The organism is Halovalidus salilacus, from assembly GCF_031852275.1.
In the GTDB taxonomy this organism is placed as follows: domain Archaea; phylum Halobacteriota; class Halobacteria; order Halobacteriales; family Natrialbaceae; genus Halovalidus; species Halovalidus salilacus.
The window spans coordinates 2,355,502-2,372,726 of record NZ_CP134700.1; the positions used below are offsets into that span (position 1 = coordinate 2,355,502).

Genomic DNA, 17,225 nt, shown 5'->3' on the forward strand with positions numbered 1-17,225 from the left:
CGGGGATCGATCGTCGGGTTCTCGAGAGGGCGCGGGTCGTGAGCGCTTCGACTCGACGCCCCCGCGATCGACCTGTCGCGACGGTACAGTCACACCGGTCGCTTGCTCCGACGCTCGGCCGACGATGACGGTAACACGTCCATAACAAAACCCGGTACGGGAGACGAATCGTACGATTCGACCATGCGAGACAAACCGGGCCCGCAGAAACGGGGTCTGATTCGGAGGGACGATCCCAGATGAGTCAACCGACGAAGACGACGACTCGGATGGGCGTTATTCGAAAGTATCCGTTCGACCTCGCGGTCCTCTCGGTCGTCGCCATCGTCGCGTACGGTATCGTCACGGCGTTCCCCGCCGGACACGAACTGCGACTGATCGCCGCGTTACCGCTCGTGCTGTTCCTGCCTGGGTACGCGCTGATATCGGTACTCTTCCCCGCCACGGCTCGAGCGTCCGGGGAGGCGGTGACGCCGGGGATCGGTCCGACGCGCGGAATCGGCGGCGTCGAACGGTGCGGGTTGGCGTTCGTCGTCTCGCTCGCGATCGTTCCCGTCGTCGTGATCGTACTGGCGGTCTCCGACTGGGGACTGACCACCGAGTCGATCGCCACCACGCTCGTCGTCTGGACGGTCGCGCTCGCCCAGATCGGCGTCGTCCGCCGGTTACTCGTGCCCGAGACCGAACGGTTCTCGGTGTCGCCGACGGACCTCGTCGGCCCGTTCGGCACCTCGAGCGAGAGCGCCGTCGCTACCGCCTCGTCGGCGCTGCTCACGCTCTCCATCGCGGTCGCCGCGGGGGCGTTGCTGCTGGCGTTCGTCGCTCCGCAGGCCGCCGGCGGATACACGGAACTGGGACTCTACACGGAGAACGACGACGGCGAACTGGTGGCCGGCGAGACGCCGGAGGAAATCGCCGAAGGCGAGTCGGTACCGGTCACGACGACCGTCGAGAACGAGGAGGACGAGGACGTCGAGTATACGCTCGTCGTTCAACAGCAATACTACGAAGACGGCGAGATCACGGAGCGCGAGACGTTGGACGAGGTCTCGGCCGACGTCTCCGACGGGGAGACAGCCGAGGCGGACCTCTCCGTGGCACCCACTGCCGACCTGGGAGAGACGGTTCGCATCAGCGTGTTGCTCTACGAGGGCGACCCGCCGAGCGAACCGACGAACGAGAACGCCGAAGAGGACACGTACTTCTGGGTCTCGATGGGCGAGGAAGCGCCGTCGCCAACGGGCGAGGACGACGTCGGCGCCGCCGAGGAATCGGAAGCGGATGACGAGGGCGAAACTGACGAGGAAGACGGTGGCGACGAAGCGGGAGAAGACGAAGACGATGACGAAGCGGACGAGGAAGACGGTGACGACGACGAGAGCCCGCTCGACGAGTTCTTCGAGTGAACCGGTTCCCCCTCACGTCTCGGGATTGCGTCCTCTGACTTCTCGAATTCCCGGCTCGGCCCCGTTCATCTCTCGAACTCTCGTCTCGAGCGGCGAGTACGGGCGTTCGAGACACGTCCATGGCCCGCGAACTCGGTGAGGTCGTCCCGGGTCTGGACCGAACTGTGGGTGATGATTCGAACAACTCGAGGCAGCGATCGAGGCGGTGGTTCGTTTTACGGAACGCGTTCACCGTCGAGACTCGTCGCCTCGAGCCGAGCGCGGTCGGTGATCCTCGAGGTGACGAGCGAGTTGGCGGTGGATACGAAAGGGGCAGGCGAGGGTGACGAACGGGGGACGAGGCGACTCGAAACCGAACGTCAGGAGAGCGGTGCGGGGAACGGAATCGAGACGTTCGCGGTCCGAGAGAGTCGCTGTGCGACCGACACGGCGAAGAAGGCGGCACAGAGGACGAGCGCGAGGAGCGGTGCGAGGGACGGGGTGAACGGGCCGATCGCGAGCCACGATACCGCGACTCCGGCCAGTCCGACCGCCGCCACGACCGCGTAGAGGCGGTGCCAGGGCCGGTTCTCGTCGGGACGGTTGTCGAGGTACGGTTCGAATACGGACTCGTCCGGGAGCAACTCGATCGTGTGGCTCTCCGGGTCCCAGTCGACGACCCCGTGGTCCTCGAGCATCGGCAGGTGCGTCTGGTACAACGAGATGTAAACCCGTCGCCGTTGGGTTCTCGTTACGTCGTCGCGCGGAAGGTCGTTCTCCCACGCGGCGACCTGCTCCACGAGGGGGGCGAGGTCGCACGAGCCGGTTCCTTCTTTCAAGTGCCGGACCGTCCGTCGTCGACGAGCGTTGCTGAGCACGTCGAACAGCTTCGCCTGGGTGAGTTTACCGTCGGTCATGGGTACGTCCGTGCTCCGGTCGATCCCGTTCCCGCCGAAACGGGGGCGTTCGAATACCTCACACCCACGAATGGGACAGTGTGTCACTTTACTATCGCACGGCTACCGTCCCGAAATCGGTTTGTACCCGTCAAAACACGTGATAGAGGCTTCATCGAACGTGTTCTCGGCTGAAAGGGAGGTGAACCGAGTTTACCGGTGAGCGACGTTCGGGCGAGCGACCACGAACGGATCCCCGAATTTCGGGGGTTCGTCGGTTCGCGTTCGGGTCGGCTCTCACCGCCGTAGCACGAGGTTACAGACCCGTCAGGGCGGGGATAACAAAGCCTCGTTACCGGAAGTATTCGGACGACAGCCCACTGCTGGGTACCGATTCCAATGATACGAACTGCACGCCACTCGCTCCGCGTTCTCCGACCGCCGCCGGGGCGCCGAACGCCTCGAGGTGATCGCGGATGAGCGAGGTTATCTGCGGGACAGGGTGTACGATCGACGACGACGCGACCGTCGGCTACGGGACGTTCGACGAACCGACGCGGATCGGGGACGACGCGACGATCCGCGCCGGATCGATCGTCTACGGCGACGTGGTGGTCGGCGACGAGTTCACGACCGGCCACGACGTGCTCGTTCGCGAAGGGACGACGATCGGCGACGACGCGCTGGTGGGGACCAAGTCCGTCATCGACGGCGCCAGCGCGATCGGTTCGCACGTCAGCATCCAGACCGGCGTCTACGTGCCGACCGAGACGACGATCGGCGACAACGTCTTCCTCGGCCCCAACGCCGTCCTGACGAACGACGAGTACCCGATCAGGACCGACGACGGCCTCGAGGGACCGACGATCGAGGACGGCGCCTCGGTCGGCGCGAACGCGACGTTGCTCCCCGGCGTGACGGTCGGGGAGAACGCGTTCGTCGCCGCGGGCGCGGTCGTCACGGACGACGTCCCGCCCGACAGCCTCGCCGTCGGCGCGCCGGCGCGGGCGCAAACGCTTCCCGATCCCCTTCGGGGACCGAACCGGATCGCATGACCGACGGACAGCGTTCGATCTCGATCGCGAATCCGGTCCTCGGCGGCGAGGAACTCGATCGCGTCCACTCGGTCCTCGAGAGCGGCCACCTCGCCGACGGCCCGGAGGTGCGGGCGTTCGAATCGGAGTTCGCCGACTACTGCGGGACCGAGTACGGCGTCGCGACCTCGAACGGGACGACCGCCCTCCACGCGGCGCTCGAGGCGCTCGGTCTCGAGGAGGGCGACGCCGTCGTCACCTCGCCGTTTTCGTTCGTCGCGAGCGCGAACGCGATCCGGCTGGCGGGCGGAACCCCGGTGTTCGCCGACATCGACCCCGAGACGTACACGCTCGATCCGTACGACGTCGAGCGGGTGGTCCGCGAGCGCGACGACGTCGTCGGAATCGTGCCGGTCCACCTCTACGGGCTGGTGGCGGAGATGTCCCACCTGCTCGAGATCGCGACCGAGCACGACCTGTTCGTCCTCGAGGACGCCTGCCAGGCCCACGGCGCCGAGATTCAGCGTCGGCAAGCGGGGAGTTTCGGCGACGCCGCCTGCTTCTCGTTCTACCCGACGAAGAACGCGACGTCCGGCGAGGGCGGGATGATCACGACCGACCGCGAGGACGTCGCCGAGCGGGCCGCGAGCTTCGTCAACCACGGCCGGGACGTGTTCGGCGACGGCGCCACGTACGAGCACCTCGAGCTGGGCCACAACTTCCGGATGACGAGCCTCGCCGCGGCCATCGGCCGCGTCCAGCTCGAGCGCCTCTCCGAGTTCAACCGGGCCCGGCGCGAGAACGCGGCCCGCTACGACGAGGCCTTCGCATCGCTGCCGCTCGAGACCCCGACGGAACCGGGCGGGCACCGCCACGTCTACCACCAGTACACCGTCCGGACCGACGACAGGGACGCGCTCGCGGAATCGCTCGACGACCGGGGGGTGGACACGGCAATCTACTACGACACGCCGATCCACCGCCAGCCCGCCTACGAGACGGTCGCCACGGCCGCCACGGAGCTCCCGCACGCCGAGCGGGCCGCCGAGACCGTCCTCTCGCTCCCCGTTCACCCGAACCTCGACGAGAACGACCGCCGAGCCGTGATCGAGGCGGTCGAAACGCACTACGACGCATGACGCGGACTGCAGACTCGACTCGCGACGACCTGACACGATCATGACCGCCGAACCCCCTCCAACGACGAACGGTGCTGCCGACTCGAACGCCAGGACGAACGCGAACGAGACGCCCCTCCGAACGGGCGTCGTCGGCGTCGGTTCGATGGGCGAGAACCACGCCCGCGTCTACGGCGAACTCAGGGGCGTCGAGTTAGCCGGCGTCTTCGACCTGAACGACGAGGTGGCGCGCGACGTCGCCGCCACCTACGGGACCGAGGCACGCTCGTTCGACGACCTGCTCGAGCGCTGCGACGCCGTCACGGTCGCCGTTCCGACCGCCGCCCACTACGACACGGTGTCGGCCTGTCTCGAGGCCGGCGTCCACGTCCTCGTCGAGAAGCCGATCGCCGAGACGGTCGAGGAAGGGCGAGCGCTCGCGGAACTGGCCGACGAGCGCGACCTCGTCCTCCAGGTCGGCCACATCGAACGGTTCAACCCGGCCGTCCAGACGGCGATCGACCTGATCGACGAGCAGGACCTCGAGGTCATCGCCGTCGACGCCGAGCGACTCGGCCCGCCGGTCGATCGAACGGAGACCGCCGGCGTGATCCCCGATCTGATGATCCACGACGTCGACGTCATCGGGGCGCTGCTCGAGGCCGAAGCCGAGTCGATCGCCGCGAAGCGGACCGCCGACGGGCGGTACGCGACCGCCGCGATCGAGTACGGCGACGTGATCGCCTCGCTCACGGCGAGTCGGACCACCCAGAAGAAGATTCGGAGACTCACGGTGACCGCCGCGGAGTGTCTCATCGAGGTCGACTACCTCTCCCAGGAGGTGCTGATCCATCGAGACTCCTACCCCGAGTACGTCACCGCCGACGGCCAGAGCCGCTTCCGCCACGAGAGCGTCGTCGAACGCCCCAGGGTCGACAACGGCGAACCGCTCAAACACGAACTGGGGTCGTTCGTCGAGAGCATCCGGACCGGGACCGCCCCCGAGGTGTCGGCCGAGGACGGCCTCGAGGCCCTCGGGATCGTGGAGGCGATCGGCCGCATCGCGGACGGTGACAGTGAGCGGCGAGAGCAGGAGGTGCGACTGTGATGAACGAGACGAGCGACGCGACCGAGGCGGTGGACGACGCGACCGATGCGAGCGGCCCGGCCACCGTCGCGGACGGGCCGTACGGATCGAACGCGTCGGAGCGCACACAGCGCGAGGCGCTGACCGGCGGCGACGTTCCGGTCGCGGTCTACGGCCTCGGAAAGATGGGGCTCCCCCTCGCGGCGGTCTACGCCGATACGACGGGCAACGTCACCGGCGTCGACGTCGACCCGAGCGTGGTCGAGACCGTCGAGGACGGCGGATGCCACGTCGTCGGCGAACCCGGCCTCGCCGACCTCGTCGCCGAGCAGGTCGACCGCGGCCGCCTCGAGGCGACGACCGACGGGGTCGACGCGGCCTCGCGCGCGAGTATCCACGTCGTGATCGTCCCGACGCTAATCGACGACGACGGGAGTCCGAACCTGACGACGGTCGAGTCGGTGATCGACGACATCGCCGCCGGCCTCGCGCCGGGCGACCTGGTGATCGCCGAGTCCACGCTCCCGCCGGGATCCTGCCGGGACGTGCTCGCCCCGCACCTCGAGGCCGAGAGCGGACTCGAAGTCGGCGAGTTCGGGCTGGCGTTCTGCCCCGAGCGAACCTCCTCCGGGACGGCGCTGCGGGACATCCGCGGCCGGTACCCGAAGGTCGTGGGAGGAATCGACGACGAGAGTTCGCGGGCGGCCGCGCTCGTCTACGACAAACTCTCGAGCAACGAGATCAGGGTCGTCTCCGACGCGACGACCGCGGAGGCCGTGAAGGTCTTCGAGGGCGTCTACCGCGACGTCAACATCGCGCTCGCGAACGAACTGGGGACGCTCGCGGACGAACTCGGGATCTCCGTTCGGGAGGCGTTCGAGACGGCCAACGACCTGCCGATGTGCCAGCTCCACGACCCCGGGCCGGGCGTCGGCGGCCACTGCATTCCCTACTACCCGCACTTCCTGCTCGACTGGCTCGAGACGGAGCTCCCGCTCACCCGCCGGGCGCGGACGGTCAACGAGGGGATGCCGGCGCTCACCGTCGACCGACTGGAGCGCGCCCTCGAGGACGCCGGGGAGGACGCGGACCTCTCCGAAGCGAACGTGGTCGTCCTCGGGGTGACGTATCGGCCCGGCGTCGCCGAAACGCGCGCCTCGCCGGCCGTGGGCGTGATCGAAGCGCTCGCGGATCGGGGCGCGACCGTCCACGCGGTCGATCCGCTGGTGGACCCGGCGGAGTACGGCGCCCGACCGCTCGAGGTCGACGACCTTCCCGAGCGCTCGACCGACTTCGACGCCGCCGTGGTCGTGACGCCACACGAGGAGTTCGACCGGATCGCCTGGGCCGACCTCGACCCCATGATCGTCGTCGACGGTCGAGACGCGTTCGAGGCGGCGCTCGAGGGAACCGACCACCGACGGTACACCCTCGGCGGCACGGGTGGGGGTCGACCGCCCACGGAATCGTCGGCTCCGGAGGCCGACTCGGCGGACGGAACGACGCCCGAAGCGCCCCGGTCGACGGCCCGGCGGACCGACGGAGGTGACCGATAACATGTACCAGGGGAAGACGATCGGCGTGGTGGTGACGGCGTACAACGAGGAGGCGTTCGTCGGCGAGGTGATCGAGACGACCCCCGAGTTCGTCGACCGGATCTACGCCGTCGACGACGCCTCCCCCGACGGAAGCTGGGAGGTCATCCGGCGCGTCGCCGACCGGGTCAACGGCGCCGAGACGACGGCGCCCGAACTCGCGGTGACCGACGGCGGCGAGACGGACGCCAGACGGGTCGTCCCGATCCGCCACGAGGAGAACCGCGGCTACGGCGCAGCCGTCAAAACGGGGTACAGGCGCGCCCTCGAGGACGGCCTCGACGTGGTCGCGGTGATGAACGGCGACGGCCAGATGCCCCCGGAGATACTGGACCGGATCGTCGAACCGGTCGTCAGGGGCGAGGCGGACTACGCCAAGGGCAATCGGCTCCTCCGCCCCGAGGATCGGACCGACATGTCCCGGTTCCGCTTCGTCGGCAACGCCCTCCTCTCCGGGCTCTCGAAGTTCGCCTCCGGCTACTGGTCGATCAGCGACCCGCAGAACGGCTACACCGCCATCTCGAGGGAGACCATCGAGACGCTCGATCTGGACGCGCTCACCGACAAGTACGGGTTCCTCAACCACATCCTCACCCACCTCAACGTCCACGAGTTTCGCGTCACCGACGTCGAGATGACGGCCGTCTACGGCGACGAGGAGAGTAGCATCCGCTACGTGCCGTTCGTCAGGTACGTCTCCCTGCTGTTGTTACGAAGCTTCCTCTGGCGACTGAAGTCGCGGTACGTCGTCAGACGATTCCACCCGGCCGTCCTCCTCTACGGGGCCGGCACGGCCGGACTGATAGGCGGAACGCTCGGCCTGGTCGGGTCGATCGCCGCTTCGATCGGACGGAGCGACCCGAGCGAAGCTCCGGACCGGGAGCCGACCGACGGACGAACCAGGACCGGGAGCGCTCGGCTCGTGGCGGCGACCTCAGCGTTTCTCACGACGCTCGTCGGACTCGTCTCGCTCGCGGAGGCGATCTCGAAGGACGCTGCCGAGAGCGAGGACCTCGAGATGGTCCACCTCGAGGGGCACGGAGGCGAGGGGCGCGAGGAGATCCCGGTGAGAGAGAAGGGGTCGGAGACGGACGATGCGGATCCCCTCGAGCGTCGGTTCTGAGCGGATTCCGTTCGGTCGCGTTCGATCTCGTTTCGGATGCTTCTCCCGGCGAGGCGCGAACGCGTCCCCGTTTACCTCGCCGAGGCGGAGGCTAGTGCCCGGAATCGTTCGCGAGAGTACCGTGGCTCTTCCGTTCGTTCGAGCGTGAGTGACGATCGCGAACTGGGGCGGACTCGATCCTCAATCGACCGGGTAGGTGACGATCTCGTCGGAGTCACAGACCGGGCAGCGGGTCGTCTTCGGAGAGACGTTCGTGCCGCAGTTTCGGCACTCGTGGACGACCGCCGAGCCGTCCCCTTCCGAGGCCGCGGCGTCCGGCGAATCCACCGATCCCGGCAGCACTCCTCTGAGGAGATCGGAAAGTGACATAGAACCGGTGACGGGGCATTTTCCCGGGACGGGAATAAGTGTTTCGCGGGTAATCGATAGCTGCAGCGATACTCGCGTTCACGCGTCAGTCGGTCCGTCGCGCCTCACCGGGACGAGGCGATCGGGGACGCGGGGCGGTCCTCGAGGAGGTCCGACCGCCCCTCGGGGTCGCCCCGCGACTCCGCGACGTCGACGATGAGGTCCGTCAGGTTGACGAGCCGGTCGAGGGACGATTCGCGCCGCCGTCGCCACCGCCGCTTCGCGTCGGGATCCGAGAGCAGCTCCAGCGCGCGGTCGCGGGCCGTTTCGTACTCGTCGAACTGGTCCGCGAGGCCGGCTCGCTCGAGGGCGTCGAACTCGCCGTACTCGTGGTCGTCGTTCCCGCGGTATCGGATCGCGGGCGTGCCGAGGAGGCCGGCCTCGGTCACCATCGTCCCGGTGTCGGCGATCAGCAACGAGGCTTCGGCGAGGGCGTCGTGAATGCGCGCCGGGTGCAGGTCGTACGGCCTGGCCGGGAGGTCCTCGAAGTCCATCGCTTGCCCCTCGTCGGAGACGAAGACGGTCGCGTGCTCGCTCAACCGACGGATCAGGTCGCCGCGCTGATCGCGGGTGAATCCCTCGAGGACGACGTCGTGGAGGGCGTCGAGGGCGTTGAAGCGGAGGATGACGAACGGTTCGTCCGGATCGACCCCGAGCCTGTCGCGGACGTCGCCGGCGGGTTCGAAGACGTCGGGGTGTAGGTAGGCGCACTCCTTGAAGCCGTCGAATGTCCGGTGGGCGTCGCCGAGGTCGCGGTTCGTCGCCGCGGGCGAGAGGATGCAGTCGGCGAACGGGCGCGAGACGGCGTAGTTGAAGTCGCCCGGTTCGTCGTCCAGCACCAACACAACGGGAGCGCGCGCGAGCGTCCCGGCGAAGGCGGCGTACGGCCCCCGACCGAAGACCACGTCCGGACGAAAGCCGCGAGCGGTCCTCGCGATCGTCCCGAACTGGCTCGCGATCTCCGAAGCGAATTTCAGCCGCGAGTACGTCTCGGTCCCGTGCTCGCCGTAGATTCGATGGGGGAGGTCGAAGAACTCGAGTAAGTCCCGCGTACAGGCGTAGTCGCGGCCGAGTACGAGCACCTCGTGACCGCGCGACTCGAGCCTCGAGACGGCGTGTCTGTACAGGTGAACGTGCGCCGGCGTGTTCGCGAAGACGAGAATCCGCATCGGTAACCTGTTCCCGTCGACGATCCTTTGTAATGGAACGAGTTCGGTCGACGGACTCGCGGAAGGCGTCGGCTTCGGTGGCGCAGGTGGCGCCGAATCCCTCTCCGCATCGGTTCGCGATCGCGTCGGCGGCGGACGGCCCCGTGGGTACACCGGCGGTGGATTCGAGTCGGTCTCGCCCGCCGCGCGGATCGGCGATACCGCCCGCGATCGGTCGACTCGGACGCGGAAACCCGAACGGTACCGAACCGACTAGGACGTTCAGCTAACGTGCCCGCGTCCCGCGTCAGGAGACGGTTAACAAAGCCTACCGAGGGATCCCGTAGGGACGGACGAACACTCGAGTATGCACGTTCTCTCCCTCACGCCGAACGCCGACGCGACGTTCATGAACGAGCAGATCGCCGCCCTCGAGCGTCGCGGCGTCTCCATCTCGACGCTCTCGGTCCCGGGCGAGGTCGACGCCGAAACGTCTCGGTCGCCGGTGGATTACCTCTCGTTCTTTCCGGCCGTCTTCAGGGAAGCTCGAAACGGATACGACGTCGTTCACGCCCACTACGGGCTGACGGGACCGATGGCGATCACCCAGTTGCGGACGCCCGTCGTCCTCTCGCTGTGGGGGTCCGACGTTCACGGCCCCGTACAGCCCGTAAGCAAAGCGTGCGCGCCCCTCTGCGACGAGGTCGTCGTGATGTCCGAGGGGATGCGGCGCGCGCTCGGTCGCGAGTGTACGGTGATCCCCGACGGCATCGACCTGGAGAAGTTCGCACCCGAACCGCGCGACGCCGCCCGCGAAGCGGTCGGCTGGGACGACGAAGCCCACCACGTCCTCTTCCCGTACTCCCCCGAGCGAACGGTGAAGAATTACCCCCGCGCCCGCCGGATCGCGTCGGCCGCCGACGACCTCCTCGAGCGACCCGTTCGCCTCCAGGTCGTCCACGGGGTCGACCACGACGAGGTGGCGACGTACGTGAACGCCGCCGACGCCCTCCTGTTGACCTCCGAGAGCGAGGGGTCGCCGAACTCCGTGAAGGAGGCGATGGCGTGCAACCTGCCCGTCGTCGCCACCGACGTCGGCGACGTGCGCGAGCGCCTCGAGGGCGTCGACCCCTCCGTCGTCGGGACGACCGACGAGGAACTGCTCGAGGGGCTGATCGAGATCCTCGATCGCGGCGAGCGGTCGAACGGTCGCGAGGCCGCGCGGGAGGTTAGCGTCGAGCGAACGGCCGACGAGATGCTGGCCGTGTACGAGCGGGCCGCGTCCGGGTGATCGACCGAGGCGACTCGAGCGAGCGCCGACGGCGGAACCGACACGTTTTGAACGGCGGAGCGCCGTGGGTGAGCCATGAGACGACGCGCCGTCCTCGCCGCCTCCGGGTCCCTCCTCTCGGTCGCCGTCGCCGGCTGTTTCGAGACGCGCCTGAACGAGCGCGGGTCGCTCGAGGTGATCGTCGACGGCGAGGAGGTGGACCTCACGGCGCGCCGGTTCCAGTCGGAAAACGCCGATTCGGCGAACGACTCGGCGGCATTCCACCTCCACGAGGGCGAAGAGGAGTGGTTCATGGAGGGGACCGAGCGGGTGACGTTCGCCGAGGCGATCGACCTCCTCCCGCACTTCGCCTTCGAGGAGCGCGACGGAGGGCGCGTCGTCACCGTCGACGGGACGACCTACGACGACACCGACGACGGGACGACGCTCGAGTTCCTCGCCAACGGCGAGTCGGCCGATCCCACTGCGTACGAGCTCCACGACGGCGACGAGTTGCGACTCGAGATCGAGACTGACGCGGAGTGAGTCCGGCCGCACATCCGGGCTCGAGCGGGTTACATTTTGGGCCACTCTCTGGTACCCCAACCCACTCATTGGAACTAGACGTCATTTATAACCATGCACTGGTCGTAGTTGATAGAGACGGGTCCATCGCGGCATGACGACCGACTCGCGTCCGACTCGAGAGCGAAGGAGTATTCGGCGCCGATCACCGACGCGTACGCGTGAACCTCTCGATCGTCGACCTCTCGCCGGTTCCCGAGGACGGTAGCGCGACCGACGCCTACGAGCGGACGGTGGAGTTCGCGCGCGAGGCCGAACGCCTCGGATACGCTCGGTTCTGGATGGCCGAACACCACGGTACGGCCGACTCCATCGCCAGCACCACGCCCGAGGTGCTGATCGCGTACCTCGCCGCGAAGACCGACGCGATCCGGATCGGATCCGGGGCGGTCCTGCTCAACCACTACAGTCCGTACAAGGTGGCCGAGACGTTCAGTTCGCTCGACGCGCTCGCGCCGGGCCGCGTCGACCTCGGCGTCGGGCGGGCGAACAACAGCCCCGCGGCCGACCGCGCTCTCGAGACCCCGCGGCACGTGCGACATCCCGATCGGGACCACCGCGAGAAGATCGAAGCGGTCGCCAGCCACCTCCACGACGCCTACCCCGGCGACCACCCCTACAGCGAGTTGCACCTGGCTCGCTCGGACGGCGACGTCCCCGAACTCTGGCTGCTCGGCTCGAGCCCCTCGAGCGCGCGGATCGCGGGCGAACTCGGCCTGCGGTACTGCTTCGCGGCGTTCATCCGGCCGGAACTCGCGGAGCGCTCGTTCGAGACCTACCGCGAGCGCTTCGAGCCGTCGTCGCTCGGGGCCGGTCCGGACGAGCCGGTCGGCATGCTCGCCGTCAACGCGACCTGCGCGGAGACCGACGCTGAGGCGGCCAGGCTCCGCGCCACCGCCGAGGCGACCTACCGACGGCTGGCCCGCGGCGAGCGGGGCAGACCCCCGTCGGTCGAGGCGGCGATCGACGAACTCGGCGGCGCGCCGGAGCCGACGCCCAACCCCCTCCCCGACGAGGAGTGGCCGCGAGCCATCTCCGGGAGCCCCGAAACGATGCGCGAACTCCTCGAGCAGCTCACCGACCGGGTCGGCGTCGACGAGGTGATCGTCCAGAACGTCATCGCCGACCACGGGGACGTGCTCCGCTCGCACGAACTGCTCGCGGAAGGGGTCGGACTCGCGCCGCGATCCTGACGGACGCGCCGCGGTGACGTCGGCGAAGAAGGATCAGCGGGACCGATACCACTCCATCGCCTCGGGGACGTGCGCCTCGAGCGGTCTGAACGCGTACCCGAGTTCCTCGTGGGCCTTTCCGGAGTCGTAGTAGAGTCGCTTCGTCGCGAGGTCGGCCATCCGCCGGTCGAACGGGAAGACGCGCACGTCGGCGACGGCGCCCGCGACCTCCGCGACGGGGCCGGCGGCGCGGATGGCGGCCGACGGGACGGGGACGCGGGCCGGCGTTCCGTCGACGTAGTTCGCGATCCGCGAGACGGCGCGTCGGATCGTCACGTTCTCGCCGCCGAGGATGTAGTGTTCGCCCGACTCGCCGCGTTCGGCCGCGAGCAGCAGGCCGTCGACGACGTCGGAGACGCCGACGACGCTCAGCCCGCCGGGGAGGTGGGCGACGAAGTACGGTTCGACGGCCATCGCGAGCAACTGGGCGGTGAACGTCTCGTCGCCCGATCCGAAGATGGAAGTCGGGTGGACGGTCACGGCCTCGCCGACGGTTTCGGCGTACTCGTCGACGAGGGCCTCCGCCTCGGCCTTCGACTCCTGGTAGGCGCCGATCGGCTCCGCGACGTCCGTCTCGTCGGCGACCCCGCCGCCCTCGTCGACGCGGCGGGTGCCGGACGTGCTGGTGAAGACGACCCGACCGACTTCGGCGTCGGCGCAGGCCGAGAGCACGTTCCTCGTGCCGTCGACGTTGACCCGACGGACCGTCTCGGCGTCGCCGCTCCAGAGGCCGATCCCGGCGAGGTGGAAGACGACGTCGACGTCGTCGACGAGCAGGCGGAGCACGCTCGGCTCGAAGAGGTCGCCGACGTACCACTCGATTCCCTCGGCGTCGGCAAGGTCGCCGCGATCGGAGGTCGGCCGACTGAGCGCGCGGACGTCCCAGCCCTCCTCGAGCAACCGTTCGCAGAGGCGGCTCCCGAGGAACCCGGTGGCGCCGGTCACGGCCGCCGTCTTCGCGCCGCTCGAGGTCGGGTTAGCGGGCGCGTCCTGGTCCGCGGTCATGGTCACCGATCACCCCGCATCTGCGGGGGGACGGCGTCGCCCGCGACGGCCGCGTAGGTTCGGTACGCGAGCGAAACGGCCGGGTGAGTGCCCGTCCGCGGGGGGAGATCCCCGTCGGGAATCCGATCCGCGAGGGCGTCGACGTCGCAACCCTCGACCAGCACGGACGTCCCGTCGCTCCGAAGCGCCCGTCGGAGCGCCTCGTCGTCCTCGAGCGGTCGGTCGAGCAGCGTCGCGCCGACGGCGTCGGCCGCGGACGGGCGCCCGCAGAACAGCCGTCCGGTCGCGTGCGGATCGCCGCCGTAGGCCACCGTCGCGTCGAGGAGCGCGCACGTCGGATCGATCGCGCTCGTCGCGGCCACGGCGACCGTCGACGGCTCGGGCGGCCCCTCGACGTGGCGCGCGAGCGTCCGCATCGCGCCGGCGACCGGCCCCGCCTCGGTCGGACGGAGGGTCGGCACGACGATCACCTCGTCCGCGAGGAGTCGCTCGGGGACCGACAGCGGAACGAGGGGGTTGGGGTCCCCGCCGTCACTATCGGCGTCGTCCCCGAGGAGCAACCCCTCGGCCTCGAGGTCGACCAGGATGTTCTCCCGGGGCTCGTCCGCCAGGTCGACGAGGTCCGCGTCGGTCCCCTCGAGCGCGTCGGGGTAGCCGAGGTAGGCGACCGTCTGACCGAACGAGGTGTGCTCGTCGCCGCCTCCCGCCACGGCGAGGTCGGCGCGGGTCTCGCGCTCGAGCACGCGAGCGAGCGCGCCCACGACCGCGGGGTCGGTCACCACGCCGGACGAGGGGTGAAACGGATAGTGAGCGTCGGGAACGATCGCGATCCGCTCGGCGTCCCGGAGGGAGTCGATCCAGCGCCGATCGTCGCTCCTCGCACCGCCGTCGTCTCGCCGACGACCGTCGAGGAGGTCCACGATCCGCGGCTCGAGTTCCTCGATCCGCGCGTCGACGGACGGATTCCAGCCGCCCCGCCGACGCGGTCCGTTCCCCTCTTCGATCGATTCCCCCTCGTCGCCACCGGGGGCGATGGATGCCGTTCGCACGGTCAGCATCAGTGCATCACCTCGAGGGAGTCGGCGCCGTCGCCGTCCGCTTCCGAGTCGCCGTCGCCGTCGGCGCCTCCGTTCCGCCCGGCGAGTTCGTAGGCCGTCTCGGCCAGTTCGAGCGTTCGCTTTCCGGTCTCACCGTCGACCGGGGGCGCCTCGTCCGCCAGAATCGCCTCGGCGAAGTCCGCCAGGGCGTCGTAGTGGGCCCGGTAGTAGAACGTCGGCCCGTACACGTCCGGGTCGTCGCCGGTGAACCGACTGGCGACGTTCCCGAGGGCGGACGTCGCCGCGCTCGCGTAGAAGTTCTCGGGGAGGTACTCCTCGTTCTCGATCGTTCCCGTCACGCCCTGGAGCGCGAGTCGGGTGTTGACCTCGGGGAGGTCCTCCCACTGGTAGGTGCCGCAGTGCAGCGAGATGGCGGTTTCCGTCTCGGGTGCCCGGAGGGAGACCGTCGCGGCGTCCTCGAGGGGAAGGTCGAGCGTGGCGTCGACCTGCGCGTCACGAACCTCCAGGTCGCCGAAGAGCCACTCGAGGACGTCGAAGCAGTGGACGCCGAGTTCGAGCAGCGCGCCGCCGCCGACGGCGTCGGGATCGAGGCGCCACGACGGCGGCGCGTCCTCGACCGGCGGGCGACCGAACGGGTCGTCGTTGATCCGGACCATTGAGGCGAAGGGGACGCGCCCGATCCGGCCCTCCTCGTAGGCCTCCTTCACCCCGACCACGTCGGGCTGGTAGCGAAGGGTGTGGTCGACGCCGACGCGAATCCCGGCCTCGTCCGCCGCCTCGAGCATCGCCTCGGCCTCCTCGACCGTTCGAGCGAGGGGCTTCTCGACGAAGACGTCGACGCCCGCCTCGGCGGCTCGTTCGACTGCCTCGGCGTGCAGGAACGGCGGGAGGGCGACGACCGCGGCGTCGGGCGATTCCGACTCGAGGAGCGCCGCGTAGTCGTCGTAGGTTCGGGGAACGCCCATCTTCTCGGCTCGCTGGCGATTCTCGGCGACGGCGTCGGCTGCCGCCACGACCGTCACGTCGTCCATCGCGAGTGCCGACCCCAGGTGTACCGTGCCGATGTTGCCGACGCCGAGCACGGCGAGCGAAAGGGACTCCGACCCCGCGCTCGCGCCGGACAATCGTCTCCGAAGTGAAGCGCGCATCTTGCCGAGTGCGGACCGGCAGCGGGCTTTGTTATCGTCGGCATACCCTCGCTCACCGGCGGGTAGGAGGTCGCTTCCCCGTGCGGCGAGCCGATCGATCGCGTCAGTTTCGACCGGGCGTGACCGCGCTAAAATCGTTCGACATCGGGCGGATCCGCCGGGCCACGTCGCTCATCGTCTCGACCGTGAGGTCGGAGTCGATGCGCCTGCGGTCGACGTGCTCGAGGATCGCCCGCATCCGGTCGGCGTCGCGCTGGTGGGTGAGGTTGTTCGGGTGAAGCCACATGTGGAAGACGCCGTCGTTCTCGGCTGCCTCGTCGATGCCCCTGCGGGCGGTTACCACCATCGGGTCCGCCCAGACCGATTCGGCGATCGTTCGGGCGCGCCCCTCGAAGCCGAACAGGAACATCGACGCCGGGACGTTCACGAGCCCCCGCTCGTCCATCGTCGGCTCGACGAGGAAGGATCGATCCCTGACGAGCGAGTCGAAGACGCCGCGAACGCCGTCCCTCGTGGGGGATTTTCCGCGGTAGGCCTTCACCCCGTACTCGGCGAGGACGTCCCGGTGGCCGACGTCGTTTCGCGGGTAGACGAACGACTCGAACAGCAGCCCCCACCGCGCGGCGACCTCGCAGCACCGCTCGAGTTCCGCCTCGGCAACCTCCCGCGTGGTCTCGGGCCGCCCGAACAGGACGTGGGAGAACGAGTGGCTCGCGAACTCGTGGTCGACCGGGGAGTCGAGGATCCCCTCGACGAGGTCCGGACCGAACCGGAGGTCCTCCCGGTGGGCCCACTCCGTTCGCTCGCGCTCGAACCACGACGGCCCCGTCGGGTGGTCGTCGTGGCGGCCGTCGCAGTCCTCGAGCATGAGGTGCCCGACGACGGCCCACGTCGCGGGCACCTCGAACTCCTCGAGGAGGTCGAGCATCGTGAGCCAGCCGCGGGAGCCCGCTTCCACCCGCTCGCGCGGGGGCGCCTCGATGTCGTGAAAGCCCCAGCCGAGCTCGGCGTCGAGCGAGATCACGACGCTACCCATTTTCCCCACCACGCTCGCGCGGTCGAACTCCCGTCATATAGGCGCGGTTTCCCGACGAGCGGTTTTGTTATGACGGACTTGCCGGATCGGTCCTCCG

16 protein-coding genes are annotated in these 17,225 nt (G+C 69.0%); 9 read left to right on the plus strand and 7 right to left on the minus strand.

Going from position 1 to position 17,225, the window contains the following annotated elements; genetic code table 11:
* Positions 1-239: 239 nt before the first annotated feature.
* On the plus strand, positions 240-1,406 hold the full coding sequence (locus tag RJT68_RS11755; protein ID WP_407036749.1) for a DUF1616 domain-containing protein: 1,167 nt from the start codon (positions 240-242) through the stop codon (positions 1,404-1,406).
* 359 nt (positions 1,407-1,765) lie between these two features.
* Here the strand turns inward: RJT68_RS11755 and RJT68_RS11760 are convergent, their stop codons facing one another.
* Positions 1,766-2,302 carry a DUF7344 domain-containing protein gene (locus RJT68_RS11760; RefSeq protein WP_407036750.1) on the minus strand — a complete coding sequence of 179 codons (537 nt, stop codon included), beginning with the start codon at positions 2,300-2,302 and terminating at the stop codon, positions 1,766-1,768.
* Between the two features lie 455 nt (positions 2,303-2,757).
* Between RJT68_RS11760 and RJT68_RS11765 the strand changes: the two genes are divergently transcribed.
* The 5 genes from RJT68_RS11765 to RJT68_RS11785 are packed head-to-tail and all read left to right on the plus strand — an operon-like array spanning position 2,758 to position 8,238.
* On the plus strand, positions 2,758-3,336 hold the full coding sequence (locus tag RJT68_RS11765) for an acyltransferase (RefSeq protein ID WP_407036751.1): 579 nt from the start codon (positions 2,758-2,760) through the stop codon (positions 3,334-3,336).
* Positions 3,333-4,454 (plus strand): DegT/DnrJ/EryC1/StrS family aminotransferase, encoded by a 1,122-nt coding sequence (locus tag RJT68_RS11770; RefSeq protein ID WP_407036752.1) that lies wholly within the window; start codon positions 3,333-3,335, stop codon positions 4,452-4,454. The genes RJT68_RS11765 and RJT68_RS11770 overlap by 4 nt, the downstream gene beginning before the upstream one ends.
* Positions 4,455-4,494: 40 nt before the next feature.
* Positions 4,495-5,541 (plus strand): Gfo/Idh/MocA family oxidoreductase, encoded by a 1,047-nt coding sequence (locus RJT68_RS11775; protein ID WP_407036753.1) that lies wholly within the window; start codon positions 4,495-4,497, stop codon positions 5,539-5,541.
* Positions 5,541-7,076, plus strand: coding sequence for a nucleotide sugar dehydrogenase (locus tag RJT68_RS11780; RefSeq protein WP_407036754.1), 1,536 nt, complete (start codon positions 5,541-5,543; stop codon positions 7,074-7,076). The genes RJT68_RS11775 and RJT68_RS11780 overlap by 1 nt, the downstream gene beginning before the upstream one ends.
* A 1-nt stretch (position 7,077) precedes the next feature.
* The gene (locus RJT68_RS11785) at positions 7,078-8,238 is read left to right on the plus strand and encodes a glycosyltransferase family 2 protein (protein ID WP_407036755.1); all 1,161 of its coding nucleotides are present in this window, start codon (positions 7,078-7,080) and stop codon (positions 8,236-8,238) included.
* Between the two features lie 180 nt (positions 8,239-8,418).
* Here the strand turns inward: RJT68_RS11785 and RJT68_RS11790 are convergent, their stop codons facing one another.
* Together RJT68_RS11790 and RJT68_RS11795 are read right to left on the minus strand one after the other, a co-directional pair.
* On the minus strand, positions 8,419-8,565 hold the full coding sequence (locus RJT68_RS11790) for a hypothetical protein (RefSeq protein ID WP_407036756.1): 147 nt from the start codon (positions 8,563-8,565) through the stop codon (positions 8,419-8,421).
* A 146-nt stretch (positions 8,566-8,711) separates the two neighbouring features.
* Positions 8,712-9,815, minus strand: coding sequence for a DUF354 domain-containing protein (locus tag RJT68_RS11795; protein WP_407036757.1), 1,104 nt, complete (start codon positions 9,813-9,815; stop codon positions 8,712-8,714).
* 346 nt (positions 9,816-10,161) lie between these two features.
* Here RJT68_RS11795 and RJT68_RS11800 point away from each other — a divergent pair, with 346 nt between their 5' ends.
* The 3 genes from RJT68_RS11800 (at position 10,162) to RJT68_RS11810 (ending at position 12,842) form a co-directional block, all read left to right on the plus strand.
* Positions 10,162-11,085: a glycosyltransferase gene (locus RJT68_RS11800; RefSeq protein ID WP_407036758.1), complete on the plus strand. Its 924-nt coding sequence runs from the start codon at positions 10,162-10,164 to the stop codon at positions 11,083-11,085.
* 75 nt (positions 11,086-11,160) lie between these two features.
* Positions 11,161-11,610 carry a hypothetical protein gene (locus RJT68_RS11805; protein ID WP_407036759.1) on the plus strand — a complete coding sequence of 150 codons (450 nt, stop codon included), beginning with the start codon at positions 11,161-11,163 and terminating at the stop codon, positions 11,608-11,610.
* Between the two features lie 200 nt (positions 11,611-11,810).
* The gene (locus RJT68_RS11810; protein ID WP_407036760.1) at positions 11,811-12,842 is read left to right on the plus strand and encodes an LLM class flavin-dependent oxidoreductase; all 1,032 of its coding nucleotides are present in this window, start codon (positions 11,811-11,813) and stop codon (positions 12,840-12,842) included.
* A 33-nt stretch (positions 12,843-12,875) separates the two neighbouring features.
* Here RJT68_RS11810 and RJT68_RS11815 read toward each other — a convergent pair whose 3' ends face one another.
* The 4 genes from RJT68_RS11815 to RJT68_RS11830 form a co-directional block, all read right to left on the minus strand.
* Positions 12,876-13,886 (minus strand): NAD-dependent epimerase/dehydratase family protein, encoded by a 1,011-nt coding sequence (locus RJT68_RS11815; RefSeq protein ID WP_407036761.1) that lies wholly within the window; start codon positions 13,884-13,886, stop codon positions 12,876-12,878.
* 2 nt (positions 13,887-13,888) lie between these two features.
* Complete coding sequence (locus tag RJT68_RS11820) at positions 13,889-14,944, minus strand: hypothetical protein (protein WP_407036762.1); 1,056 nt, start codon at positions 14,942-14,944, stop codon at positions 13,889-13,891.
* Complete coding sequence (locus tag RJT68_RS11825) at positions 14,944-16,092, minus strand: Gfo/Idh/MocA family protein (RefSeq protein ID WP_407036763.1); 1,149 nt, start codon at positions 16,090-16,092, stop codon at positions 14,944-14,946. Before RJT68_RS11825 ends, RJT68_RS11820 begins: the two co-directional genes overlap by 1 nt.
* A 103-nt stretch (positions 16,093-16,195) precedes the next feature.
* Positions 16,196-17,128 (minus strand): polysaccharide deacetylase family protein, encoded by a 933-nt coding sequence (locus RJT68_RS11830; RefSeq protein ID WP_407036764.1) that lies wholly within the window; start codon positions 17,126-17,128, stop codon positions 16,196-16,198.
* Between the last annotated feature and the right edge of the window lie 97 nt (positions 17,129-17,225).

Bases quoted from the DNA above. Each gene is read 5' to 3' on its own strand.
- RJT68_RS11830 (WP_407036764.1), bottom strand. From the start codon at position 17,128: ATGGGTAGCGTCGTGATCTCGCTCGACGCCGAGCTCGGCTGGGGCTTT.
- RJT68_RS11825 (WP_407036763.1), bottom strand. From the start codon at position 16,092: ATGCGCGCTTCACTTCGGAGACGATTGTCCGGCGCGAGCGCGGGGTCG.
- RJT68_RS11800 (WP_407036758.1), top strand. From the start codon at position 10,162: ATGCACGTTCTCTCCCTCACGCCGAACGCCGACGCGACGTTCATGAAC.
- RJT68_RS11780 (WP_407036754.1), top strand. From the start codon at position 5,541: ATGAACGAGACGAGCGACGCGACCGAGGCGGTGGACGACGCGACCGAT.
- RJT68_RS11785 (WP_407036755.1), top strand. From the start codon at position 7,078: ATGTACCAGGGGAAGACGATCGGCGTGGTGGTGACGGCGTACAACGAG.
- RJT68_RS11765 (WP_407036751.1), top strand. From the start codon at position 2,758: ATGAGCGAGGTTATCTGCGGGACAGGGTGTACGATCGACGACGACGCG.
- RJT68_RS11755 (WP_407036749.1), top strand. From the start codon at position 240: ATGAGTCAACCGACGAAGACGACGACTCGGATGGGCGTTATTCGAAAG.
- RJT68_RS11815 (WP_407036761.1), bottom strand. From the start codon at position 13,886: ATGACCGCGGACCAGGACGCGCCCGCTAACCCGACCTCGAGCGGCGCG.
- RJT68_RS11770 (WP_407036752.1), top strand. From the start codon at position 3,333: ATGACCGACGGACAGCGTTCGATCTCGATCGCGAATCCGGTCCTCGGC.
- RJT68_RS11775 (WP_407036753.1), top strand. From the start codon at position 4,495: ATGACCGCCGAACCCCCTCCAACGACGAACGGTGCTGCCGACTCGAAC.
- RJT68_RS11805 (WP_407036759.1), top strand. From the start codon at position 11,161: ATGAGACGACGCGCCGTCCTCGCCGCCTCCGGGTCCCTCCTCTCGGTC.
- RJT68_RS11820 (WP_407036762.1), bottom strand. From the start codon at position 14,944: ATGCTGACCGTGCGAACGGCATCCATCGCCCCCGGTGGCGACGAGGGG.
- RJT68_RS11795 (WP_407036757.1), bottom strand. From the start codon at position 9,815: ATGCGGATTCTCGTCTTCGCGAACACGCCGGCGCACGTTCACCTGTAC.
- RJT68_RS11760 (WP_407036750.1), bottom strand. From the start codon at position 2,302: ATGACCGACGGTAAACTCACCCAGGCGAAGCTGTTCGACGTGCTCAGC.